18 protein-coding genes are annotated in these 24,627 nt (G+C 69.6%); 7 read left to right on the forward strand and 11 right to left on the reverse strand.

The features are described 5' to 3' along the window. Together ACFWPI_RS16615 and ACFWPI_RS16620 are read right to left on the reverse strand one after the other, a co-directional pair. The gene (locus ACFWPI_RS16615) at positions 1–3,066 is read right to left on the reverse strand and encodes a helicase-related protein (protein WP_380371625.1); all 3,066 of its coding nucleotides are present in this window, start codon (positions 3,064–3,066) and stop codon (positions 1–3) included. Positions 3,067–3,239: 173 nt separating this feature from the next. After that, complete coding sequence (locus ACFWPI_RS16620) at positions 3,240–4,586, reverse strand: serine/threonine protein kinase (RefSeq protein ID WP_380371628.1); 1,347 nt, start codon at positions 4,584–4,586, stop codon at positions 3,240–3,242. A 398-nt stretch (positions 4,587–4,984) separates the two neighbouring features. Between ACFWPI_RS16620 and ACFWPI_RS16625 the strand changes: the two genes are divergently transcribed. Further along, positions 4,985–6,193, forward strand: coding sequence for a tyrosine-type recombinase/integrase (locus ACFWPI_RS16625; protein ID WP_380371630.1), 1,209 nt, complete (start codon positions 4,985–4,987; stop codon positions 6,191–6,193). 1,114 nt (positions 6,194–7,307) lie between these two features. Next, a complete protein-coding gene (locus ACFWPI_RS16630) occupies positions 7,308–8,345 on the forward strand; it encodes a tyrosine-type recombinase/integrase (RefSeq protein ID WP_380371633.1) in 1,038 nt (345 codons plus the stop codon). Positions 8,346–9,057: 712 nt separating this feature from the next. Here the strand turns inward: ACFWPI_RS16630 and ACFWPI_RS16635 are convergent. The 5 genes from ACFWPI_RS16635 to ACFWPI_RS16655 all read right to left on the reverse strand — a co-directional run bounded on the left by ACFWPI_RS16635 (position 9,058) and on the right by ACFWPI_RS16655 (position 14,803). Further along, positions 9,058–10,335: a hypothetical protein gene (locus ACFWPI_RS16635; RefSeq protein WP_380371635.1), complete on the reverse strand. Its 1,278-nt coding sequence runs from the start codon at positions 10,333–10,335 to the stop codon at positions 9,058–9,060. Between the two features lie 136 nt (positions 10,336–10,471). Continuing rightward, positions 10,472–11,440, reverse strand: coding sequence for a TauD/TfdA dioxygenase family protein (locus tag ACFWPI_RS16640; protein ID WP_380371637.1), 969 nt, complete (start codon positions 11,438–11,440; stop codon positions 10,472–10,474). 35 nt (positions 11,441–11,475) lie between these two features. Further along, a complete protein-coding gene (locus ACFWPI_RS16645) occupies positions 11,476–12,255 on the reverse strand; it encodes a hypothetical protein (protein ID WP_380424868.1) in 780 nt (259 codons plus the stop codon). A 117-nt stretch (positions 12,256–12,372) separates the two neighbouring features. Then, positions 12,373–13,632 (reverse strand): hypothetical protein, encoded by a 1,260-nt coding sequence (locus tag ACFWPI_RS16650; protein ID WP_380371642.1) that lies wholly within the window; start codon positions 13,630–13,632, stop codon positions 12,373–12,375. A gap of 28 nt (positions 13,633–13,660) precedes the next feature. Beyond that, positions 13,661–14,803, reverse strand: a complete 1,143-nt coding sequence (locus tag ACFWPI_RS16655; protein WP_380371645.1) for an amidohydrolase family protein — start codon at positions 14,801–14,803, stop codon at positions 13,661–13,663. A 261-nt stretch (positions 14,804–15,064) separates the two neighbouring features. On the opposite strand from ACFWPI_RS16655, the gene ACFWPI_RS16660 reads away from it, so the two are divergent. Next, positions 15,065–17,050 (forward strand): B12-binding domain-containing radical SAM protein, encoded by a 1,986-nt coding sequence (locus tag ACFWPI_RS16660; protein WP_380371648.1) that lies wholly within the window; start codon positions 15,065–15,067, stop codon positions 17,048–17,050. 37 nt (positions 17,051–17,087) lie between these two features. Here ACFWPI_RS16660 and ACFWPI_RS16665 read toward each other — a convergent pair whose 3' ends face one another. The 4 genes from ACFWPI_RS16665 to ACFWPI_RS16680 form a co-directional block, all read right to left on the reverse strand. Continuing rightward, positions 17,088–18,191 carry an amidinotransferase gene (locus ACFWPI_RS16665; protein ID WP_380371650.1) on the reverse strand — a complete coding sequence of 368 codons (1,104 nt, stop codon included), beginning with the start codon at positions 18,189–18,191 and terminating at the stop codon, positions 17,088–17,090. Next, positions 18,188–19,048: an SDR family NAD(P)-dependent oxidoreductase gene (locus tag ACFWPI_RS16670; protein WP_380371652.1), complete on the reverse strand. Its 861-nt coding sequence runs from the start codon at positions 19,046–19,048 to the stop codon at positions 18,188–18,190. Before ACFWPI_RS16670 ends, ACFWPI_RS16665 begins: the two co-directional genes overlap by 4 nt. A 19-nt stretch (positions 19,049–19,067) precedes the next feature. Continuing rightward, positions 19,068–19,967 carry a cupin-like domain-containing protein gene (locus tag ACFWPI_RS16675; RefSeq protein ID WP_380371654.1) on the reverse strand — a complete coding sequence of 300 codons (900 nt, stop codon included), beginning with the start codon at positions 19,965–19,967 and terminating at the stop codon, positions 19,068–19,070. A gap of 270 nt (positions 19,968–20,237) precedes the next feature. After that, the gene (locus ACFWPI_RS16680; RefSeq protein ID WP_380371656.1) at positions 20,238–21,086 is read right to left on the reverse strand and encodes an aldo/keto reductase; all 849 of its coding nucleotides are present in this window, start codon (positions 21,084–21,086) and stop codon (positions 20,238–20,240) included. A gap of 319 nt (positions 21,087–21,405) precedes the next feature. On the opposite strand from ACFWPI_RS16680, the gene ACFWPI_RS16685 reads away from it, so the two are divergent. From ACFWPI_RS16685 to ACFWPI_RS16700, 4 genes are all read left to right on the forward strand, one after another. Then, positions 21,406–22,044: a cytochrome P450 gene (locus tag ACFWPI_RS16685; RefSeq protein WP_380371659.1), complete on the forward strand. Its 639-nt coding sequence runs from the start codon at positions 21,406–21,408 to the stop codon at positions 22,042–22,044. A 26-nt stretch (positions 22,045–22,070) separates the two neighbouring features. Continuing rightward, positions 22,071–22,256: a cytochrome P450 gene (locus tag ACFWPI_RS16690; protein ID WP_380371662.1), complete on the forward strand. Its 186-nt coding sequence runs from the start codon at positions 22,071–22,073 to the stop codon at positions 22,254–22,256. Between the two features lie 148 nt (positions 22,257–22,404). Continuing rightward, the gene (locus ACFWPI_RS16695) at positions 22,405–22,926 is read left to right on the forward strand and encodes a hypothetical protein (protein WP_380371664.1); all 522 of its coding nucleotides are present in this window, start codon (positions 22,405–22,407) and stop codon (positions 22,924–22,926) included. Positions 22,927–23,329: 403 nt separating this feature from the next. Next, positions 23,330–24,478 (forward strand): hypothetical protein, encoded by a 1,149-nt coding sequence (locus tag ACFWPI_RS16700; protein WP_380371667.1) that lies wholly within the window; start codon positions 23,330–23,332, stop codon positions 24,476–24,478. The last annotated feature ends 149 nt before the right edge of the window (positions 24,479–24,627 follow it).

Consider the following 24,627-nt stretch of genomic DNA (forward strand, 5'->3'; position numbering starts at 1 on the left):
TCATGCGCTGGGCTCCAGGACGGCCAGGACGCGCACCATCGGCTTGCCTGCGGTCCTGAGCCGTTCGGCGCGCTTACGCAGCAGCTCAGCTGTCTCGTCGCGTGCGCTACGCGTGAGGGCGCCGAGCCCAGGCAGGGTCTGCTGCCAGCGCCCGATCTTCTTCTCGTACTCGTGCAGCGGGGCATCCACCAGCTCGTCGCTGAGTTTGCGCAGCTCGTGCAGCTCACGGCGGGTTGCGGCGACGGCCGCCGGGAGCAGCTCGGTAAGCGCATCGCGATCACCCGGAGCAAAGTGGTCGTCCATGCCGGGCCCAACGCCGAGCTCGGCGAGAAGTTCGCGCGTCAACGGGCGGATTCGTGGATGGTCCTGTGCCAGCAGGTCGACGGCGAGCCAGGCGACCACAGTTGGGCGCCCTTCCGAGTTGGACCACAGTCCCTGGGTCAGGAAGACCGGCTCCGGCACCCTCTTGGCGTCCACCTGCAGTACCGGGGCACTCTGGCGGCCAATCTGGACCAGCACCTTGTCGGTGATCCACTCCAGGACCGGGTGCAGCTCACCGACGTAGTGGGAGTCCGGCCACAGGGAATTGGAATGGGAGTCCTCGCGGGCACGGCGCAACGAGTCGGCGGCGTCCGCAGCGTCGAAGGTGAGATTCAGGCGCCGGTCGATGCCCTGATCGCGGCGGTAGGAGTCGGGTAGAACGGATAGGCGGTCGGCCAGGTCCTCGGGAGTGTCGAAGCTCAGGTCGTTACCCTCGACGACAGTCTTCAGCCGGAACGATTCCAGGTCCTCGAGCTCATCGAGCCCAGCCAGGACGTAGTCGCGCCGGGTGGAGAAGAGACGCAGTTCCTCTGCCAGGACCGGCGGAGCGGGGAGGTCGTCCGCCGGCGCTTCCTCAGGTTCGGCTTCGCCTCCGGCGTCAAGCATGTCGAGGAAGTCCATCCCGATCGGGCCATCGTCGTACTCGGCCATCAGCGCCTGCTCGACTAGCGGTTCGCCATCCTGAGAGGCCGTGTGGGCCTCCAGGTCGCGAACCGCGTCCTGGGGGCGGCGGCCGGCAAGGAGCGACTCCATCAGCCGCTTCTCTTCCTTGTCGGCATCATGTTCCTGACTGACAGCCTCCACCGTGCCGAGCACCTGGTGAACCACCGCCTCACGGTCAAGAACCCGCTGCGCGACATCCCGGTCGTCCAGCGCACCCTCAACGCTGGAAGCGAGGATCATCGCGCGGAACTCCGGCGGGTGCTGTTGTCCATAGCGGTCAATGCGGCCGTTGCGCTGTTCGACCCGGATCAAGCTCCACGGCAGGTCCCAATGGATCAGGTGGTGGCACTGGCGGTGCAAGTTCACGCCCTCGGACGCCCCGTCACCGGTCAACAGCAGCCGCACATCACTGCCGGCCCGAGCGAACTCGTCCACGTACTCCTGCTGCTCGGTGTCCGACACAAGGCTGTGCAGAACCTTGACCGCGGTCCTGCCGCTCTCGTCCGTCTTCCAGCCGAGCAACGATGGAAGGATCACCCCGAGCCAATCGAGGGTCTCGCGGCGCTCGGAGAACACCACCGCCCTTGTCCCGCTGCCAGACCTGACGCCGATCTCGCGCAACTCCTTCACCAGCCCGGCGAGTTTCGCCGCCCCATGCTGTCCCTTGGTACTGACGGCCTGCTCGATGTCACGGGCCAGATCGGCCAGGCGCAGCAGGGAGGCCACCTCCGGGGTGGACGCCGGCGGGTCCACGAGCGGCGGGTCGGTGACGTGCTTATGGTCATGCGGCAGCTGGTGGCCCAGCTTCCCCAGTCGTTCCCGTGCAGTCGCGAACAGCGCACGGTGCGAAGACAGGAACGATTTCAACAGCACATACGGAAACAGTCTGTTTTCGTCGCTGCGCGACTCCGTTCCTTCTCCGCCACGCTCACCGGGGCGTCGCAGCCAGAACGAAGCGAGCTCGGCGAAGACCTGCTCCTCCAGATCCGTCGCATTCCGCTCCACCGGGTACGAGCCTCCCCTGGGCGCCCACTTCACCACCTCGACGGTCTTCCCGTCCCGCACCTCGGTCTTCGTTGCGAGTACCTGCGAGACCTCGCGGCTGGTCTTGGTGCGGCGGATGTAGAGGTGCCTCAGTTCGTCCGGCTGGGGGTCGTTCACGTCCTTGATGGCCATCGGATCGAGCAGCCGGACGAGGCCGGCGAAGGACCGCATCTTGCCGTTGTGGGGCGTGGCGCTGGCCAGGATCAGCGCGTCGGTGCGGTCCGCCAGGAGGTTTGCCAACGCCCGGCGGTCGCTGCTCTCCCCGATGAGGTTGTGCGACTCGTCAATGATGACTGCGTCCCAGTGGACGTTCTCCAGCCATGGCTTGTAGCGCTTCGGATTCTTGATCGTGTCCATGGAGACGATCACGCGCTTGTAGTAGGTGAAGGGGTTGCGCCCCGCCGGGACACGCCGCTCGATGCGGGCGATGCCAACGCTGTCGAGCCGCACCAGCGGAAGCGCGAACCGTGTCCACATCTCGTGCTGGAACTGCTCCAACACCGGAGCTGGCGTGACCACGAGGATCCGCTCACCACGCCCACGCCGCACCAGCTCACCGAGCAGCACCCCGATCTCCAGGGTCTTGCCGAGCCCCACCACGTCGCCGATCAGCAAACGTGGCCGAAGCGGGTTGGCCAGGGCCTTCTCAGCGGGGCGCAGCTGGTAGTCCATGCGGTCGAGCAGGAATCCATCGGTCAGCGCCAAGCCCTTCTCGGACTGTGGCAGGGGCGTCCTGCGCATGACTGCCTCCAGGAAGAGGCGGCTGCGCCGAAACTCCTTCGAGGTATCGGGCACCAGCCGGGTGTCCTCAGGACGCAGTACCCGGGGCTGGTCCAGGGAGGTAAGGAATCGGGCCTCGTGCCCTCGGACCAGGTCGGAGGCACCGGTCGCCTTGATCAGGTACTCGCCTTCCCTAGGCTCGCTGATGCTACGGACCAGCCAGTCCTCGTCGCGCACCTCGATAACGGTGCCGACGGCGATCCCGAGCGGTGCGGCTGCGCCGACGTGGTCGGGTGAGGTGGCTGCTGCGTCGGGCATCGCGTGGTTACCTCTCGAAAAACGATCGCGCCGCTGTATGGGCGCTGAGCTGGTGGAATGGTCTTCTGTTGGCACCCTAGGCCCCGACTGCCCGGGAAGGAGGGCGAGCGGCATGTTTCGGTGACTTCAGTCTCACCGGCCCACGGATATCCGCCTGCGGCTGGGGCCGACGCCTAGAGTTTGCGGCTGCGGGCGTACGCCTCGCGGAGGTACTTCGCGACGCGTAGCGCGGCCGCGGGTGCGGCCTGCGGCGGCGCCTGGGCGTCGGCGCCGGCTTGCGGCGGTTCGATCGGAAGGATCATGGTCGCTTTCCCTGGAGGTACGTCCGCAGGCGTCAGCGCGACCGTGATCACGTTCGCCGGATCAATCAACGTGGGTGAGTAACCCTCTTCGGGCTCCTGCACCGGGTCAGGCGCTACCGCTTCGAGCTCATCCGAGGCGAAGAGCTGTGCAAAGAGATCATCACCGCCGACCCACGGCGCGTCGGGCGCTGCTCCGGCATCCACCGCCTGCTGCGCCGCCGCCTGCACCTCGGCGTTCGCGGCACCCGCAAGCGCCGAGGGGGGCAACTCCGGCGCGAGCCCTGCTCTCTCTACGACCTCTCGCAACTGCGCATCGGCGTCCTCCGGTGTCAGCCCGTGCTGGATGAGGAGCTCATGCAAGCCTTGCTCCACCGCATCGAGCGACGGACGCTGCTCCGGAATATGCACAATGATCTTGGCTAGCAGCGGGACGAACGTGTTGTCGACGTCATCCCAGACCGGCGACACCGGCACAGGGCCGTGCGGATAAGGGGGATGGCCTGTCGCCGCAAAGAACAGCGTGGCTCCAAGCGCGTACACGTCGGCCGGTTCCTTGACTCGCTTCAGGTCGGTCGCCTGCTCCAACGGCATGTAGCCAGCGGAGCCGAAGCCCAACCCGGTCTTGGTCACAGCCTGGCTAGTGCGGCGGTCGACCAGTACCGCCAGACCGAAGTCGAGGACGACGGGGCCGGTGGGGCCAAGGACGACGTTTCCCGGCTTCAAGTCCCGATGCAGCAGTTTCGCTCCGTGGATGGCACGCAGCGCGTCCACCAGGGCAAGCCCCAGCGCAGCGTAGGGGCCAACCGAGAAGACACCCTTCTCCTTGATCATGGTGCTGAGGTTCGGACCGTGCACGTAGTCGATCGCCAACCACGGCTGCGCTGCCTCTGGGTCGGCAGCAAGTAGCGAAGGCACCCGGTCACTAACGACCGCCCGAACCGCGCCGATCTCCTGCGCAAACCGGGCACGCTTCTCATCCTCGTCCTGCTGCGTGCTCTGCAAGTACTTCGGGCTGATGACCTTCACGACCGAGAGGGTGTTCTCTCGGTCGTCATCGCCTTCGGCCAGGTAATACCCGGCCTCCAGCTCGGGGCCCAGGTTGTCCAAGGGCAACTGCCGCGCAAGGTAGGCCCGCCCCATACCCCCCTCGCCGAGGATGGCTAGCAATTCAAACGGGCCGAGCACCAAAGGGTCCACATCGCTGTCCAACGGCTTCATCAGCGCCCTCGTACCCCCGCCCGACTCGAACTCGACCTGACCCCGGGGCCACATGCAACGGGACGCGGCGTACCCGTCACAGACCCGCAGCACAGCCCACTGATCAGTTTAGAGCGCGTGCGCATGAACACGGCCCGATCCGTCGGAAGTCGGTTTCGTGGACGTGGTCGGCCGCGCGAGCGCCCCGGCCAGGACCTCGAAACACCGGGCAGACCGTCGATGGGCCTCCCGCCCCACCAGGCGATCCCAGGCCGCGCCGAGTTCGCCCGCGGTGGTCTGCCGGCTCCGTTGCGGCCAGCGGTGGCCCCGGGCCTTGTGGCTCGCCTCCGCCGCCGTGACTGGCGCCCAAGCACAGCTGCCGAGCCAGCCAGTCAGCATGTTTGGCGCAACCATGATATATGAGCACGTCAACATTCCCCCCGAAGGCGCTGACGAACACCTCGCTTACAACGCCGACCTTCACCGCCACTCCGGCAATACCGGTAACCGCGCCCCAGACCCACGCCTGGGCCAGGTTCCTCGCCGAGGCAGTCGACAACGGAATCGACCCGGCACTGATCACCCAGTGGCTTACCATCCTGGCCGACGCTACCGGCAGCCCCCTGCTCCCCTCAATAAGCTCGACGACCCTGACCGACTACGTCGACCGCCGGCTTCCGAGCATCCTTCGCGGCCTGGAGACCACCACCCACATCCCCTATCTCGCGGGCTGGCACCTGAGGATCCAACCCGACCTCGGCCACCTGCCCGTCCGCCTGATCACCGCTGGCACAATCGCTACGGCGGTCTTCTCCTGGATCGCTGAGGGCTGTAGCCGCTCCACCATCAAGAACACCCTCGCCATGCTCAACCGAGCCCTCGGGCAAGCCGTCGTGGACGGCATCCTCAGCCAGACTCCGGCCCGCGTGAGCGGGTGGCAGCGCGAGTTCAAACAGGCCGAGGATGAACTGCGGGACCCACGCAGCCTCGCCCTGCGTGACTGGACCGCACTCACCGAACTCGCCGACGCCCTGGTCGATGCCTCCTACAACCACTACCAGGGCTGGGGAGAAGTCATCCTCCACAGCGCATGCACGGCCAGCCGCATCGGCGAGGTCTCCGGAGTCCGAGCTCGCGACATCGACACCAGCAAATGGATCCTGACTTGTCGTCGGCAGACCACCCCCGCACCCGGTGGCCTGGTCGACAAGCACACCAAAGGCGGCGGCGCCCGCCTGATCCCAATCATCGAACCGCTACGCCTACAGATCGCCCGCCGGCTCCGCACCACCCGAGGCGACCCCGACGCCCGCCTCTACACCGGCCCACGCGGTGGCCGCATCAGCACAGCAGTCCTACGAGACGCCACCCACTGGGACAACGTCATCCTCGACCTCGGCTACGAACACCTACGCCGCCACGACCTGCGCCACACCGGGCTGACCTGGATGGCCGACGCGGGAATCCCGCTCCACATCCTCCAACAGATCGCGGGCCACGCGGAGATCACCACCACCCAACGCTATCTCCACCCGGATATCCGCGAGCTCACGAACGCCGGCGATGCGCTCACCCGCCACCTCGTCGAACAACTCCACCTCAACGGCCAAATCCCCGACCGCTGGTGACCAGGAGACAAGAACATCCCCTCATGCCAGGAACGCAAGACCCGCGCCGCCGATCCGGCGCGGATCGGTCGACAGCCCGTCAGATCACACGAACCGGGCCAGAGTTACCCACTTGACCCCACCGTTCCATGGGTCAAGTGCGCTACAGAGCCGGAAATCGCCCTTTTGAAGGTCAGCACGCCTGTCGGTCTTCACATTGAAGGAAAGTCACCCAAGTCCCTTTCGGTCCCACGAGGGCGGATGTCCAGGTTGCCCCGCTTTGGAATGTCCGAAAACCGCGAAAGAGGCGGCTTACTCTACGCGAGTAAACCGCCTCTGACCTGCGACTTTACAGTCGGGACGACAGGATTTGAACCTGCGACCCCTTGACCCCCAGTCAAGGGGTTCAACTATTGTCGGCAGCCGAGGCCTCAAGGCCTCGGCTTTCCTATTGCTCAACTATCATGGGGAACAAGTGAGTTGGGACTTCACGACTGAAGCGATGCCACAGGCAGCTGACAGTTGCTCAGTGTTTACTTCGTGCAGAAGTGTCCGTTTCGGACCATCGGCGCCCATAGGCGCTCATCGGGTGTGGTCCCAAAGTGGTCCCCAGGCCGCCCGCCCCGCCGCGGCTACTGCCTGTGATCGAGACCTGTCGGCCCTTCAGCAAGCGGCGTCGTACCTGCCCGACCGCCCCTGCGTCGATGCCGTCGGCCGGCCCGCGGGGCCCGGTCCTGCGGGCGGATCATGGTCGCTTACCCACCGGTTGCGGACAGTGATCTTCCGGGCGGTGTGTCGTCTTGAGCGTGTCGTCGCCGTGTGGTTCTGACGTGCATCGCGCACCGCCTCTCACGCTCTGTCGCCACGCCCGACCGGGCAGCGACTCTTGGTCCCAGGATCACCCGATCGGGAGAAGGGGAAGCTCATGGGACAGCGTGCGCGGCGGGGACGGGTCTACCGGCGGTGCGGTTGTACGGACGAGCACCGCAAGCAGCTGGGTCCGTGGTGTGTGCGGCTGCTGGGGGAGGCGGGTCACGGGTCGTGGACGTACTGCGTCGACGTCGCTCCGGAAGACGGGAGGCGAAGGACCCGTCGACGGGGCGGGTTCACCAGCCGGGCCGAGGCGGCCCGCGAGATGGCCGCAGTGCTGGACGGTGAGCTGCGCGGGGTCTACGAGAACCGCCGTACCACCGTCGCGAGCTACCTGCGGGAATGGCTCGCCACGAGGAAGCCGCACCTGGCGCCGAACACGTACGCCGGCTACGCCGCGTGCGTCGAGCGCGACCTCGTCCCCGCCTTCGGCCACCTCCGGCTCCTCGACCTGCGCCCGGAACACATCGACGACTGGGTCACCGCCCAGTTGGAGGCCCAGCGCGGGCGCGTCACCGTCTACCGGGCCGTGTCCACCCTGCGCAACGCACTCAACGCCGCAGTCCGCTCGTGGCGCCTGCGCTACAACCCGGCCAAGCACTCCGTGCCGCCCAAGCCCCGCGCAGCCGAGCGCACCTGCTGGACCCCCGAGCAAGCCGCGACTTTCCTGCAGCACAGTGCGGAGCAGTACGCGGACCAGCTGACCGACCTGTTCGAGGTCATGCTCGGCACCGGCATGCGCCGCGGTGAGGTTCTCGCCCTGCACTGGTCCGACGTCCACCTCATGGACCGCAAGCTGTTCGTCCGCTGGACCCTCGCCGCGATCGACAACGGGAAGATCCACCTCCGCGAGCCCAAGACCGAGGCCAGCCGCGCCTGGATCAGCCTCTCCCCCAGGGTCATGACCGCCCTCCACCGCCAGGCCGCGATCCAGATGGCCGCCCACCCCGACGGCCGGCTCGAGGGCCTGGTCTTCGCCCGCCCGGGCGGAACCCCGCTACGGCCCCAATGGGTCCTCGACCAGCTCCGCAAGCGCACCGCCGAGCTCGACCTGCCCAGGATCGGCCTGCACGACCTTCGCCACACCGCGGCCAGCATCATGATCGCCGAGAACATCCCCGTCGCCGTCATCTCCAAGACCCTGCGGCACTCCACCATCGCCACCACGATCAACCTCTACGGCCACCTCCTCAAGGACTCCGCCGACCAGGCCGTGCTCGCCCTGGCCCAGGCCCTCGACCGGGCCGCCGCCGGACGGAGTCCGGTCCCCGGGCCTGGTGAGGTCCTCCGGCGGGCGGCGTAGCCGCGCGTCGGAGGGCTTCCGTACTGCGGCTTGGGCGGGGTGAGGCGTCTCTGGCTGTGCGGCCGGTCAGGGACGCCCGAGCGTGGCGTCGGCAGCTGGGGCCTCGTGCTCCTCGGAGTCCGGGCGGAGCATGTCGAGGAGGTCGTGAGCTGCCCAGTCCGGGAGGGTTGCGGGGGCGGCGCGCGGCCTGAGCTGACCCTTTCTGCAGGGTGCGCAGTCGCGAGCGCCGGTCGTAGGCGCGGGCGGGCTCGCTTCTACGCCTGCCCCTCACCCGCTGACGAAGCGCACCCGGTCGGCAACCTCTGGCCGCAGTCTGTCCGGCGCCGCTAGTCGACGTCGGCGGCGCACCGAAGCATCCGGACAGGGCCGCGCCGAGCGGGGCGGCGGCGACGGAGGCCAGGCTCATCGGCAGGGTGCGCACGCCGACTGCCTCGGGGCGGGCGGTGAGCAGGCTGCGGGCCGCGACCTCGGACAGCATCCCGACGAACCGAGGACCATGCCCAGCTTGAGGCCTTGCCGTCCTGAGAAGTCCTACTGCGTCCACCAGCACCCAAATCGGCTGTTCCCAAAACAGCGTCAAGGCCCAGCATCGGATTCGGCCACACGGAGTAACAGCCCTCTGCCGGCCCGGCTCGATGCTTCGACCCCACGATTCGGGTGGATGCTTCGCCATCTGGCTCTTGGTGCCTGCCTGCGTGGGCACCTTCGCTCATCATGACGCTTCTGTCGGTGAAGGTTCATCGTCCGATTCGATCAGGGCCAGAAGGCTCTGCGTCGCCCAGTCGGGAAGGGCCAGTGCGGTGGTCCGGGGCAAACGGGCCTTTTGCTGGAGGAGCCGTTTGTGGAAGATGGCACGTGTCAGCCAAGCGAAGGTGTCATCGTCTAACAGGTCGGGGTGGCCGCCGGCGGCGTCAGCGAATTGTTCCGGGTCTGTGAAGACCTCGAGGACCGAGGCGGGGAGGGTGTCGGCATCCGCGGCACGGGCGATAGCGCTGCGGGTCACGGTTTCGAACCAGCCTGAGCCCCACCACTCGCCAACGGACTCGGTGTGGGAACCATGCATGGAGAGCAGGCGCATGGTGGCCTCCGCGCCGAGATCCTCGTCGACCTGTTGCCAAAGGTCGATCTCACGGTGGATGGATGCAAGGATCGGCCCCCAGCCTTCTTCGAAGGTGTCCCGCAGGGCCTGGCCGTCCGCGAGTCGGCGGGCGGGGGCTGTGAGGGCGAGACGCACAGCGTGCCAGTCGATGGCCTCGAGGTGGACGTGGGGCAGGACGGCCCGGGTGGCGGCGATGTTGGCCCGGGCCATCGCGATGTCGTCGATCTTGAAGTGCCAGTCCTCGACGTCGCTCTCGCGCCGCCAGCACCATTCGGCGATCCCTCGCGCTGCCGCTGACGGCACCGAGTCGGGGGAGATCACCGGGTAGGCACGCAGCCCGCTTCCGATGCGCCAGTAGAAGTCCTCGCCGAACGCCCTGAGTACCTGCAGGCTGTCGTGCTCGCGGCGGTGCCGACGGATCGCGGGGCTGATGTGCTCTTTCCAGAACAGGGTGCTCAGGGTCCCGCGGAGCGATGTCTCGTCGCCGGGCAGATAGATGCGCGTCACGTCGAGCAGCCCGGCGGCGGCGAAAGCCCGGCGTGCGGCCTCCGCCCTGTCCACCTGGGTGGATTGCGGGCTCAGGTCGATGATGAGCGGCTCGTCGAGCGCGAACAGCGGAGGAAGGTACCCGTCCCAGTCCCAGCCGTCGGTGGGGTCGTCGATGACGAGGCGGCCGGTGGCCGGAGACCAGCTGATGAAGAGGTGGAAGTTGGAGCGGCTCAGCTCGACCGTTGCCGCCGCGTCGGCGCCAGAATCGTCCTCGTCCTCTTCGTCCTCGTACCACTGATCTGCCTGGGTCCAACCAGCCTGCCGCAGGGGGGCCATGAGCCGCTCGAGCAGCTGCGGCCCGAGGGCGTGCGGTGACAGGGGGCTGTCCGGCGTGCTGTCCATGGGAGACCTCGTCAGGCGGGTCGAGGGAAGGTTCAGGGCTGGCCGGCTTGGGCGGATCGGGCCCGGAACAGCAGCTTGCGGACGATCTGGTGCCACTGGCGGGAGTCCTCGCTGTAGGAGCGGTCGTCAGCGTCGGTCAGCTGCCGCGGTACGCGGTGAGCGGTTCGCCGTGGACGGCCTCGGAGGTGAAGCCGTCCGGGCCGACCGGGCGGTCGCCGAGTACGGTCACCCGGTAGAGGGTGCGGCGGTGGTCGGTGCGGTCCAGGTCGGCGGGTTGCAGGTGGGCGACGGCGCGGTTGTCCCAGATGGCGACGTCGCCGGGGGCCCACTGCCAGCGCACGCTGTACTCTGGGCGGCCGATGTGCCCGTGGAAGAGCTCCAGCAGGTGGCGGCTCTCCCAGGGCAGCAGCCCGCGCAGGTGGGTGACGGACGCGGGTGGTGCGAACAGGGCGCGTTCGCCGGTCTCGGGGTGGACGCGCACCACCGGGTGGACGGAGAGCAGGGTGTCCTCGGTGAGCCGGCGCAGGACTTCGACGTCCTCCTTGTCGGACAGCAGCAGGCGGTTCGCGGCGTAGAGGGTGTGTTCGGCGCGCAGTCCGTCGGCGAGCACGCGCAGCGGTTCGGAGAGGCCCTGGTAGGCGGCGACCAGGTTGGTCCACTGGGTGTCGCCGCCGTACGGGGGGACGGTCTCGGCCCGTAGGACCGAGATGGCGGGCGGGTTGACGGCGGCGGCCAGGTCGACGTGCCAGCCGGAGTACGGCTCCAGGGCCTTGGGCCTCAGTCGCTCCTCGAACCGCTGGCCGTGCCGGGTGTCCTCCACGTCCGGATCGACGGTGAGGACCTCGGGGTACCCGTCCGGGTGGACGCCGTGCTTGCGGCCGGGACGCCGGGTCAGCTCGCCGAGGCGCCGCCCGAAGGCGATGTGCTCGGGGTGGCCGAGCCGCTGGCCGCGCAGGAAGACCACCTTGTGGCGCAGCAGGGCGGCGCGGACGGCGTCGATCGTCGGGTCGGGCAGGGCTTCGGCGAGGTCGACCCCGTCGATCATGGCGCCGATGTGGCCCGCGAGCTGTCGGACGTCGATCCCCGCGCCCGTTGCTTCCGTCATGAGGTCCTTTCCCTCCGGTCGGTCGGCCTGGCCGGTCAGGCCCACTGCAGGACGGTCCGCTCGTCGAGCAGGCCGGTCGACCAGAGCGCCACGGTGCGGCGCACGTCCGGTCGTCCGCTGGGCGCGACGGCGTGGACGTTGCCGCCGTCGAACACGTAGACGTCTCCGGGGCGGATCTCCAGGGTGATCCGTTCCACCCCTTCCAGGGCCTCCAGCGGGTAGCCGTAGCTCCCGGGCGGCAGCCCCAGGGCCCTGCGGTCCTCGGGGCCGGGCGCGGCGTTCCAGTAGACGAGCTCGCCGCCCGGGCCGTTCTCCAGGCAGGTGAGGGCGTTGCAGACTGGTCGGACCCGGATGACTTCGAAGCCGGCCAGGTGCGGCTTCATCCAGCCGTACGGGGCGTCGTCGTGCGGCAGCAGGCCGAAGGTCTCGCTGTTGGCACGCGACCGCAGCTTGAAGACGGCGGCCTGTCGGCCCTCGTGTTCCGCCGGCCGCAGCTCGACGCCGAGCCCGGCCAGGTGCGCGCGGCAGTCCTCCAGCAGATCGGGCAGGGTCGGGCCCGGCCCCTCCCAGATCGCGTCGAGGCCGGGGCGGGCGCGTTCGGACGCGTCCAGGTAGGCGTCGAGGCTCCCGGAGGAGACGAGGATCGGGCCGGCGACGCGGTCGGTGCTGCGGACGGCCTGCGGGGGACTGACGGTCAGGGGACTGGCCCAGAAACGGCGGCAGGTGCGCTCGCAGACGTCGGGTGCCAGCGCGCCGCGGAAGATGGTGCCGGCGACGCGGCCGGACAGGACGTCCCACCAGGCGTCCCAGTCCACGCCGTCCCGTTCCAGGAAGCGGAAGTACGCGACCCCGACGCCGGCGTCCCGCCAGCGTCGGGGTCGCGCCCGGGTCGGCCATGGCCGCGATTCTCCCTCGTTCGGGGTCGGGGGGTGTCAGTAGGCGATGCTGAGCACGGTCTGCGGCGATCCGTGCACCTTGTGGGCACGCTCCTGCATGACCATCACTCCGGCCAGGCCCTCCGGGGTGTAGAACCCGCTGAGCTTGGTGTAGGCGTCGAAGCCCACCTGCTCGCCGTCCCGGGTGACGCCCGTGGCCGGTTCCGGCAGCAGGCGGGCGTCCTGCGCGACCCAGAGGTGACCGGCCGCCGTGTCGACCAGGGCCCGGTCGAAGAGGGCACGCAGCGCCGCGCCGGAGAAGCTGCCCGTGTGGTAGACGGCGCGGCTGCCCCAGTTCAGGGTGGGGTGATGGCTGCCGAACTTGAGGTAGTAGCGGCGCTTGCCCTGTCCGAGCGCGCAGTACTCGTCCAGGCCGATCCAGCTGCCGTCGGGCAGGTGGAAGCCGTCGGGGGTGACGATCTCGGTGTGCGGGAAGAGCCCGCGCACCCGGTCCGGGTAGTACTGCCGGGTCTTCTCCCAGAACGGCCAGGCCATGGTCACCTTGGCGTCGTAGAGCGGGGTCGGCGGGTGGTCGAAGAAGAGTTCGCCGCGCTCGCAGGCCTCCATCCACTGGTCGAAGAAGCCGTTGTAGCGCAGGTCGTAGAACTCGTGGGCGCGCACGAGCCCGCAGTCCTTCCAGTGCACCCGGTCGAAGCCGAAGTGCCGGATGCCCCGCTCGCGCAGTCGCTGCACGGTGTACTGGACGCCGTGCGGCCGGGAGGCGTTGCCGGTGAGGTGGTGGACGACGAGGTCGTCGCCGAAGCGGGCCCGGAGCGAGTCGGCGAGGTTGTCGATCGGCGCCCCGAGGTGTCGTGAGGGGCCGCCGAAGTCGTCCGGGAAGGCCTGGTAGAGCGCGTGCACCTGGTCGGCGATCTCCCAGCCGGACGCCGGGCACTGCACCTCGGCGATCTGGCCGGGGGCCGGCTCGTCGGTGCGGAAGTACCGGGGCAGTTCCAGGTGCCGTTCAGTCAGGTTCTTGTGGTAGGTGTGGTCGCGTTCCGGGGGCTGGCGGGCGAGCAGGGTGTCCGCGACGGCCGGGTCGATCTCGCCGCGCACGCTGGCCAGGAAGACGTCCCGGGTGATCCGCAGGTACTCGCGGATCAGGGCGTTGCGATCGATGAAACCCTCGAAGGTCCCGGTGTCCATCGGGTAGGGGCGGGTGGAGATCAGGTTGGTGAAGCCGACACTCGTCCGGGTCCTTCGTTCGATGTCGTCGTCGATGAAGCGGTACCAGCGGTTCGCGTTCTGCTCCGCCATGCGGGCTCCCTAGCGGTGGACGGCTGGGTCACTCGGTCGGTTCGGCGGCCAGGGTGGCGAGGTCGAACCCGTAGAGCCGGGCGCAGTTCTCGGAGGTCACCTGTTGCCGCGCCTGCGGGCCGGCGTCCCGCAGCCCGAGGTCCAGGACCTGCCGGGAGTTCGGCCAACTTCCCTCGTAGTGCGGGTAGTCACTGCCCCAGAGGAAGTTCCCCGAGCCGAGCAGCCGCATGGTGAGCACGCCCACCTCGTCCTCGGTGAAGGTGGCGTGCACCTGGCGGCGGAAGTAGGCGCTGGGCGCCATGGTGAGGTCGGTGCGCAGGGCCGGGCCGAGCTTGTCGTAGATGCGATCGGCGTGCAGCAAATGGTAGGCGATCCAGCCGATGTCGTTCTCGGCCAGGACGACCTGGAGGTCCGGGAAGCGCTGGAGGACCCCGGAGAAGATCAGGTCGGTGAGGGTGTGCTGGAGTTCCTCCGGGTAGCCCATGTTGCGCCGGATGCGGCCGAGCGGGCTGTCGTAGTCGAAGAGCTTCGGGCTGTCCCGGTAGCCGGTGAGGCAGTGCATCGACACCGGCATGCCCAGGGCCTGGGCCTCCCGCCAGAACGGGTCGTTGATCTCCCCGCCGAAGTCCCGCTCGGTGGGGGTGGAGGCCCAGATCGCGGCGCCCCGCAGGCCCAGCTCGCGGCAACGGCGCAGCTCCCGTACGGCCTCCTCGGTGTCCCACAGTGAGATCAGCCCGAGGCCGACCAGTCGCTCCGGGGTGTGGCGCACGTACTCGGCGAGCCAGTCGTTGTAGGCGCGGAAGCAGGCACGCTGGAACTCTCCGTCGGAGAGCCAGAACAGGTGCAGGCCGAGGCTGGGGTAGAGCACCTCGCCGGCCACTCCGTCCAGGGCCATGTCCTTCAGCCGCGCGGCCGGATCGCTGCCGCCCGGCCGGGCCGCCTCGACCACCGTCTCGGCGTCGGTGACGAACCCCTCGGCGGTGGCGTCGGTGGCGTAGAGGCTGTTGACGAGGGCGGGGGGCAGGTCGTCGCAGGTGAAGTACCAGCCGCGCCGCTCGGCGTCCCAGGAGACCCGGGGCGCGCGGTCGCGGTACTTGCGTTCCAGTCCTTCGGTCCACAGGCGCACGGGTTCGACGACGTGCGAGTCGGCCGAGAGCACGGGAAAGGTCAAGGATTCACTCCTCACGGGAGGGAGGGGGCCGTCGCGGCGGGTCCGGTCGGTACGGTGCGGTGCGGTGCGGGCGACGGCGAGGCGGTGGCACGCGGAAGCTCGTGGGTCCGCCGCAGGGCCGGAGCGGCAGGAGCGTGGAATCCATTGTTGTCCGGTGCATGCTCCGGTCAAGGGGTTGCACCGCAGAGAGTGAGGATCCGGACACCTTGCGCTGATCCGTATGGTGGTGAAGAGGACTGACGATGTGTCACCATCCCCAGCATGGCAGACCCCATCCCAGTGGTACCGGGGCGACACGGCGTGGACCTGCTGCTGCTGAGCGCCTCGAACTACCCGGCACTGCCCATCTATCCCTACGCGTTCGTCCAGGTTTCGGCGATCGCCGAACGGCACGGCCTGACCACCGCCCGGTTCGACCTGCTGCGCACCCCCAAGCCCGAGTGGCGCTCGGTGCTGGCCGCGGTGCTGGAGCGTACCGACCCCCGCCTCATCGGCATCCACCTGCGGCAACTGGACTCGATCTTCATCTGGAACTACGCCGACGCCGACCTCCCCGGCGCCCCACCGGTACGCCGCAACAGCTACTGGCCGATGCACGAGACCGAGGAACTCATCGGCATCCTGCGGGACCTGACCGACACCCCGGTCATGCTCGGCGGCTTCGGCTTCACCACCAGGCCGCACGCCCTGCTGGAGCGGCTGCGGCCGGACTACGGGGTGGTCGGCGAACCGGACGAGATCATGGGCCGCCTGGACGACATCCTGGCCGGGCACGACCTGCGCGGCATCGCCAACCTGGCCCACCGCCACGGCGACCGCTACACCGTCAACGAGCGGGTCTTCCTGCCCCCCACGGACCACCCCGAGTACACCGAGGAGATCCTGCGCGACCTCCTGGACTTCTACGGCCCCGAACGCGTCCTCGGCCCCGAGCCCGAGGTCCACGTGCCGGTGGAGGTGCAGCGCGGCTGCCCGTACCGCTGCTACTTCTGCACCGAGCCGATGGTCAAGGGCCGGCGGCACCGGGTGCGGGACCTGGACGCCGTGCTCACCGACATCCGCTTCCTGGCCGATCGCGGTGTCACCCGGATCTGGATGGTCTGCTCCGAGGTCAACATCGGCCGCAACGACCTGCTGTTCGAGCTGGCGGCGCGCATGCGCCGGCTCAACCGCGACCGGCCCCGGCCGGTGCAGTGGACCTGCTACCTGCTGCCCAACCCGGCGCTCGAACGCGCCGAGATCCGGATGCTGCTGGAATCGCACTTCGAACCCAGCTGGAACCAGTTCGGCTCGTACGACGACGCGAACCTCAAACGTACCCGCGTGCCGTACCGGGCCCGCCACGCCGTGCAGGCACAGGTCGACTGGCTGGAGGAGGAGGAGGCGTTCCGCCTGGCACGCGGCCTGCCGGTGCCGCCGCGGAGGCTGGACATGTTCCTCGGGAACTCCTACGCCACCCCCGAGACCGTCTCGACCACGCTGCGCGCGGTCAGCGACCTGCGACTGGCCGAGCGCTTCGAGGACTCCCTGATCACCCGTGCCACCCGGGTCTTCGACCTCGGCGATGGGATCACCGGAGAACCGGGCGACGCGGCCTACTCGGTCGGCCCCCGGGGCCGGCTGGAAACCGTGGACCTGCTGTATCCGACCTTCAGCTACCCGCCCGCCCTGGTCGCGGCGCTCGGCGGCGCCCGGGCGGTGGACGAGTTCTTCGCCCACGTCGAGGCGACCTACCTCTCCCGCGCCCACCGTGCCCGCCTCGACTGGCAGGGGTTCCTCGCCCGGAACGCCGGGGCGGGTGAACTGGCAGCCTGGTGCGGCCGCCTGGGGAGCGGCGGTGAGGGCGACAGCGCGGAGCTGCGCACCGTCCGGGCGGCCCTCGCGTCGGACGGCGGCGTGGCTCTCGTCGGGCGGTTGCTGGATCCGGCGGACGGGTCGGAGTCCGAGGGCCCGCTCGCCCGGACCCTGGTGGAGCTGGCGGTGGGGACCGAACTGCCCGCTGTCCGTTCGGCGTTCGCGGGGATCGGCCTGCCCCGGTACTGGGACGACCGGACCGGGCGCACCGCCTACGAGGTGTGCGCGGAGCTGGCCGCCCGGTTCGGCTCCGTCGAGGAGGTCCTCGCGGCGGTGCGTACGGCGGTGGAACCCGGCGACCCGTCGGTGCCGCTGCTGGCCGTGCGGTACTGCCTGTACGACAACAACGTCGTGCTGCGCCCGGACTACTCCCGGGTGCTGTTCGCCTCCTGAACGGGTGCGGGGCGGCCCTGCCGCCCCGCACCCGGACTCAGCTCCCGGGAACCGACAGGTACCGGCCCGGACCGCCCTCGCGCACGGTGTCCAGCGTGACGCAGTGGAACGACCCGCCGAAGCTGTAGACGTGCCGGAAGTCCACCTCGACGCAGCGGAACCCCCAGGCCGTCAACGCCTCAATGAGTGGCCGCTCCTGGCGTTCCACCACCACGGTCTCCGGATCCAGGGACAGCACGTTCATGCTCACCCACGGGCTGCAGAAGTACATCGGCCAGTCCGCGGGCAGGGCCGGCGGAGGGGCGGGCAGGATCTCCCAGCCGTCGAACAGCTCGGAGTGCACGTACCGCCCGGGGTGGACCAGTAGCTTGCCGGGGGCGAGCGCGGCGATGGTGGCGTCGATGTGCATGGCGTGGGCGTCGTCGGTCTCCACGGTGTGGACGGCGAACTCCGGGCCGAGCGCGCTGCGCATCCAGTCGATGCCGAACTCGTTGGTGACGTGGCTGCGTTGCACGATCAGGTCCCGGCCGAAGCGCAGGAAGTCGGCGGCGTCGAAGACCGGCTCGAACTCGGTCACGGCCCAGCGCCCCGGGTCGTGCGCGCCGCGGTACAGCTCGTCGGTCAGCTGCGGGCGCGGCGCCGGCAGCCACCGGGCACCGCGACGGAAGTACGACTTGATCAGCGGGCGGAAGGCGTCGGCCTCGTGGTACCGGCAGCGCCAGGCCATCGGCGCCTCGACGATCGCGTCGCCCACCACGATCAGCGAGTCCCTGGGCATCGCCGCGTAGAGCCCGCCGTCCGACTCCCACTCCGGAGTGCGGAAGGGGCGGTGGTGCCGGGCGGCGTCCGGCCGCCGCACCCGGATGCCCTCGGCCGTCAACACCTCGGCCAGGTTGTCGAGTTCGGCCTCCGCGGCCTTGAGGTGGCGCTCCGGCAGCGGCGAGCCGCCGTGCTCCCGGAAGACCGGCCAGGCGGACTCCGGCATGGTGTGTTCCAGCGAATCGTGCCAGGTGGGGAACACCGCGCCCAGCAGGCTCCCCACCACCACCTCCCGCAGGGGGTCCCACTCGGTGTACGAGTTGACCGCCGGTCCCGCCGCGCCGCTCCGGTCCCCGAACGGCCGTGATTCGTCGCTCGTCATGTTCCCCGTTCCTCAGCCCGACCGGGGTTCGGCGCCCCCGGTACGTCGTTGCCGCGGCCGGCCCCCCGCCACGGTTCGCCTGTCGGCCGGCTGGCCAGCCCGCCCGCCGTCTCCCCACCGTCGATCACGAAGGACTGCCCGGTCACGAACGCCGCCTCCGGGGACGCCAGGTAGGCCACCAGGGCGGCGATCTCCTCCGGCAGGCCGAGCCTTCCCAGCGGCAACAGGCCTTCCTGGTCGGCGAGCTGCTCATCGGTGTACTCGGCCCGCTGCATCGGGGTGAGGACGTAGCCCGGACAGACGGCGTTCACCCGGATGCGTGGGGCCAGCTCCAGGGCCATCGTCCGGGTCAGCTCGATCAGCCCGGCCTTGCTGACGTTGTACGCGGCGTAGTCGGGCATGCCGACCAGTCCGCTGACCGAGGCGGTGTTGACGATCGTCCCGCCCCCGCCGGCAACCATCCGACGGGCCGTCTCGCGGGCCACCAGGAAGGCCCCGGTGAGGTTCACCCGCAGCGTCCGCTCCCAGTCCTCCAGCGAGGTGTCGAGGAACGGGCTCCGGATGCTGATGCCGGCGTTGTTGCACACCACGTCCACGCCGCCCCAGGCGTCGTCGGCCTCGGCGAGCGCCTCGCACAGCTCGGCCTCGTCCCCGACGTCGGCGGCCAGCAGCAGTTCGACCCGGGGCGAGTCCTTCGCGAAGGATTCCAGCGCCTCGCGGTCGCGGTCCAGGACGGCCACGCGGTGGCCGTCCGCCAGGAACCGGCGGGCGATGGCCGCACCGATCCCCGAGGCGCCGCCGGTGACCAGGACGCGCCGCCGCGGCGGACTGTCCGAACTCACTGACTCTGTAGGCATGTCGGCCATGCGATCCCTTCTACTGGGCGCCGGAGCTCGGGTCGTTGCCGCGGGAGAAGTCGCCGGTGCGCAGCGCGTCGTAGAGACGCCGACCGGTGGACGCGGGGCTGAAGAAGAACCGCGTCGATTCCTGGCGCCGCAGCAGCCCGTGGACCACGAAGTCGCGGGCGGTGGCGCCCCAGTACGCGGGCCCGAGCAACCCGAGCAGGCGCAGATAGTCCGGCAGTCCCAGCGGCTCGCCGAACCAGTGGTTGACCGAGACGGACGGCGTGTGGGCCCGGATGTCGTGCCACCAGCCACGCGGGATGTAGAGCAGGTCGCCCGGCCGCATCCGCGCATGGTGCAGGACGGCGTTCCGAAGCCGGGGGAACCGGGACAGGTCGGGGTCTGCCAGGTCGATCCGGCTGTTCACCAGATTGCCGGGGAACGGATAGACGGCCCTGCTGTCCTGCCAGGACACCAGGATGACGCTCTTCTCGCCCCAGACCTGGCAGAAGAAGTTGTCCTTGAGGTCGGAGTGCAGCATGGAGCGCGTCCCGGCGGAGCCGATCCACACCCGGGTGTCGGTGCCGTGGCCGTCGGGCGGTAGGAGGGAGGCGAAGTCGCAGTCGGCGGGATCGAAGATCTCGTGGGCACGCTGGTAGGCGAGGTAGCAGGGAGCGGCGGGTCCGGCGGTGGTCATCCGGTCGAGGAACTCGCCGAAGGGCAGCTCCCGTTCGTACCGTCGTTGGTCCTGGGGGAAGAGCACGCCGGTGGCGGGGAGGTCCATCAGGGCCGTCACCCGGCGCTCGGGGTTCCGCTTCGTGAGCTCCGCCGGGTTCCAGGCCGTGCCGGCAGGCCAGTCATCCATCAGACCGGAACAGACCAGCGGACCGGAACGGGCGGCGACGCTCCGGCGGAGGGCGCCCACATCAGCCACACGCGCGCGTTCGACGGGCCGGACCGTGAGCCCGGCCGCCCGAAGGATCGGTGCCACCTCACCCGCCATCCCGGACGGGACGCCGGTCGGCTCGTGCCCAGCCGATGACTGTCCCGCGCCGGACCGTTCGATTGGGGTCATGACACCCCAGGGTCTGGGAGATCGAGAGTTGTGCATAGACCCGTTCACGCCGAGATTGCTGTCGGGTGTCCGGCTTTCGGCCACCCTTGACGCCACCCGCCCCACGGAACGGTGTTGGTACGATCATTGCTACAACAGCTCCAGGATCTCGCTCATCTCCTGGGCGGTGGGAATCCACTGCCCCGCTGCCGCATTGGCCCGCACCTGGTCCGGATTCGTGGCCCCTGCTATCACCGAAGTGCAACCCGGGAACGCGGCGAGGCAACCGATCGCGATCTCCAGGAGACTGCGACCGTTCTTCGCGCCCCAGGCGGTCAGCGCCTCCACGGTGTCGAGCCGTGCCTCCGTCACCTGGTACGCGCTCTCCTTGATGCGGGTTCCCTCCGGGAGGGCCCTGCCGCGCCGTACCTTGCCCGTCAACAGTCCGTTCGCCAGCGGGAAATAGGGCAGTACCCCGAGGCCGAAACGGCGTGCGGCCGGGAGGACCTCGTTCTCGACATCCCGGTTGAGCAGTGACCAGTGGTTCTGGGCGGATACGAAGGGCTCGAATCCCTGGGAACGGGCCGTACACGCGGCCTCGGCGATCTGCCAGCCGGCGAAATTGGAGCTCCCGACATAGCGGACCTTCCCTTCCCGGACCAGCTCGGTCAGGGCGGCGAGGGTCTCCTCCACCGGAGTGTGCGGGTCGGGTGTGTGGATCTGATAGAGATCGATGTAGTCCGTACGGAGACGCCTGAGGGACGCTTCGACGGCGCGGCGGATGTACGCACGCCCACCCTTGGCGCCGGCTGCGGGGCCGTACGCCATCGCCAGTTTCTGATGGCCGAACTTTGTTGCCAGGACGACGTTCTCGCGCTGTCCCCGGAGGCATTCGCCGAGCACGGACTCGGAGTCCCCGTAGACGTCGGCCGTGTCGAACAGCGTCACCCCGGCGTCCAGCGCCGCGGTGACCATCGGGCGGCCGCGGTCCAGCCCCACGGACCTTCCCAACTCGTTGCATCCCAGGCCGACTGCGGAGACCCGCGTACACCGAGGCCGCCGCCGCGCGCGCGGTCACCCGGGCGGTCCTGCCCGGGGGCGAGTCCTGCTGGCTGGCCACCGGTCACGCCGAGGTCCGCACCATCCTGTCCGACCGCCGCTTCAGCGCGGACGCACGTTACCCGGCCTTCCCGATGCGGGTCCCGGGCCGCCGGGAGCTCATTGCCACCGACCCCAGCTTCCTGCGACTGGACGACCCGGAGACGCCCGGCTGCGCCGGGCGTGCTCCGGGGACTTCCTGGTCAAGCGGGTGGCGGCGATGCGGCCGGACATCCAGCGGATCGTGGACGAGGCGCTGGACCGTATGACCGAGGGCCGGGCGGAGGCCGACCTGGTCGCAGACTTCGCGCTGCCGGTACCCTCGCTGGTCATCTGCCGGCTTCTCGGCGTGCCGTACGACGACAGGGACCACTTCCAGAACCTGAGCCGGACGCTGCTCAACACTCTGGAGGAACTCACCGCAGCCCAGGAAGAGATCTTGGAGTACATGCGCGGCCTGGCAGCGCGCAAGCTGGAGCAGCCGGAGGACGACATCCTCAGCCGGCTCGCCGCGCGCGACAACCTGACCCTGGACGACGTGGCCAACACCGGGGCCCTGCTGCTGGTTGCCGGGCACGAGTCGACTGCGAACATGATCTCGCTCTCGACTGCCCTGCTGCTGGATCAGCCTGAGCAGGCCGCCAGGCTAGCCGACCCGGCCGCGGTGCCTGGCGCGGTGGAGGAGCTGCTGCGTCTCCTGACGATCGTGCACACCGGGCTTCCCCGAGTGGCGTTGGAGGATGTGGAGCTGGGCGATACGACGATCAGGGCCGGGGAGGCCGTAATGGCGCTGCTCTCCACCGCCAACCGGGACAAGGCGTGTTCGGCGGCGCCGGCTCCCGCTCTGTCGACGAGCTAGACCTGGACCGGGAGGCCCGAAGGCACATGGCCTTCAGCTTCGGCGTGCACCAGTGCCTCGGCCAGCCGCCGGCCCGCGCCGAGCTGCAGATCATCCTGGCCACCCTGTTCAGGCGACTGCCCGGGCTACGACTGGCGATCCCCCGCAGCGAACTGGCGTTCTGTACGGAGTCGTTCATCTACGGCATGCGATCACTGCCCGTCACCTGGTGACTCACCCAGTCCGGATTCGAGCCCTGGCGCGCACAGCACCGCTCACCCGGCGGGCCCCGGCATGAGGGCGAAGGCAGGCTGGAAGGACGAAGGGGCCCCGGCCTGTTCGGTGACGCGGGCGTCGCCCCTTGTGGCCTGTCAGAGCCGCGTGGGCCTGGTGCAGCGACTCCGCCGAACGGTCGACCCCAATGAGGCAGTCCTGCGGTGCTTCTCGGCTGACAGCCCGAAGCGCCGGCCCCGTAACACACCCGAGATCAACAACCTGGTCGAATTCCTGCGGGCCGGCCAGCTCCTCAAGACGCGCATGGAGACCCGCCGCAACGGCGTACAGGTGATCCTCATCGAGCCGGGCGCCGTCGCGACCCCTTTCTGGCAGCGGGCCCAGGACGACCTGCCTGCCCTCCGCGCCGCCGATGCCGGTGCCTACGACCGTGTCGCGAGACTCCTCACCCGCATCCAGCGCTCGGCCGGTGGCCCGCACCATCGCCAGGGCTCTGAGCGTCCGGCGCCCGCGCGCAGGTACACCGTCGGCATTGACGCCCACCTGGGCACCGCCCTGCAACACGCCACGCCCCTGTGGCTCAGCGACCACCTCAAGAGCTGCCTGTTCGCCCTCCACACCCCGGCCGCCGCTGTCCCCACCCCGGTCGGGCAGGCGAGCGATGTCTGACTGTGCATCAGAATCCTAAGGCACCTCACGAACACCGTTGCGGCCCGTAGGCCTCGGCACCCACGTGACCGCACACCGCCGTGATCGTTGCACCAGGCCGGGGACCTGCTGACCCGGTTCCCCGGAAGCCCCTCGACGAGGTACCTGACCGGCGGAACGGGCAGGCTCGGCGTCCGGCGATCTCTCGAGCACGCCGGTCTCCGTGATGCCACCGCGCCGCTGGTCTCATCCGAACCCGTCGAGAAGCCTGCAACTCGGGTTCAAACGCCTCGGCCCCTGAGGAAGCCTCGTTCTCTCGCGGTCGTACCGCTGCCGGTTGCACGATCCGGCGCTTTCTGGCGATGCGTCAGAATGGCTCGATGCCCGGCGGCGTTGCCGGGCAGATCACCGGAGGTACGGCTTCATGACCCGCTACAGCATCGACCCCGAACGGCTCGAGCTGCTCGCCAGCTGGGGAACGGGCGAGGGTGATCTCGCCACCCGTATCGCCGCCGTCCCGGCCGGTACGGACACGGCCGCGCTGATGCGCCTGGCCCGCGCCCTCACGCACCTGTCCGAGGCCGCGTGGCGCACCTACACCCACCCGGCCAGCGCCGCCTCCTCCATGGAGCCCAACTCCGAGGGCTGGCGTCGCGCGGAGGAACGCAAGGCATTCGACGAGGTTCCCGGTGCCATCGCCCGGCCCAACCTCCCCCAGGACGGCATGCTCGACGTCTCCTACAGCCCGCTGGTCGAGTCCGCGCACCGCGCCGGCCGCGCCCTGCACGCCCTCGACTACGCGGACCTCACCGACGCCGTCCTCGCCGAGGTCGCCACCGAGCTCGCCGCCGTGGAGAACGCCGAACTCGGCGACCTCGCCGGCCGCGCCCGTCAGGCCGTCCTCCTCAGCCGCGAAGGTGCTTCCCCTGTCCAGGTCGCCGCCGCCGACCGCCTCCTCGAACAGGATCCCTTCGGCCCCGCGGCACTGTTCACCGACATCGATCCCACCGCTGCGGCCGTCGCCGCAGCTCACTGGCTCGCGGCAGCAGCCGAGGTCACCGCCGAAGCCACCGGGCACTCCCCCACCACCGTGCTCTTCGAAGCCGACAACATCGAAGCCCTCCCCCACGAAACCCCCACCCTCGTCCTCCAGCTCCTCGAAACCGGCGCCTCCCCGTACGACGCGGTCACCGGCCTCGTGCGCCATGCCCTCCACATCGCCGACGGACTCCTCCCCGACCCCGCCGGCCTGCGCCGACAACTCGAAGACCTCGACGACGACCTCGCCCAGCACACCGGCCCGGACACCGACCCCGAGGACACCGGCCTGCGCCTGACCCCGCTCGACCCCAAACGCCCCGCCCCCGACCTGCTCGAAGACCTCCTCGCCGGCATCCACGGCTGCTGGCTCTTCCACGACGAATACGACGAACTCGACGACGAAGACGACTTCGGCGATGACAAGGACTGGGACGACGACGAACAGGCCGGCCAGCAGCAGGACCGCAGCCGCAGCGACTTCGCCCAACTCGTTCGCGAAGCCGCAGCCGCCCACCGCAACCGGCTCATCTGAATCGCCTGCCGCAACCACCCATCGCGGATCAGGGCACCCTGACCTCGGCGGCCCGCCCACTTCAGCCCAGGGCCGCGCACGGCCGGCCAACCCGACAGGCCGTTCACGCTGCGTAGCCGCGTCGGGGGCAGGAAACAGCCCCCTGCCGC

Origin of the sequence: Kitasatospora sp. NPDC058492, from assembly GCF_042720685.1 — a bacterium.
Lineage (GTDB): Bacteria > Actinomycetota > Actinomycetes > Streptomycetales > Streptomycetaceae > Kitasatospora.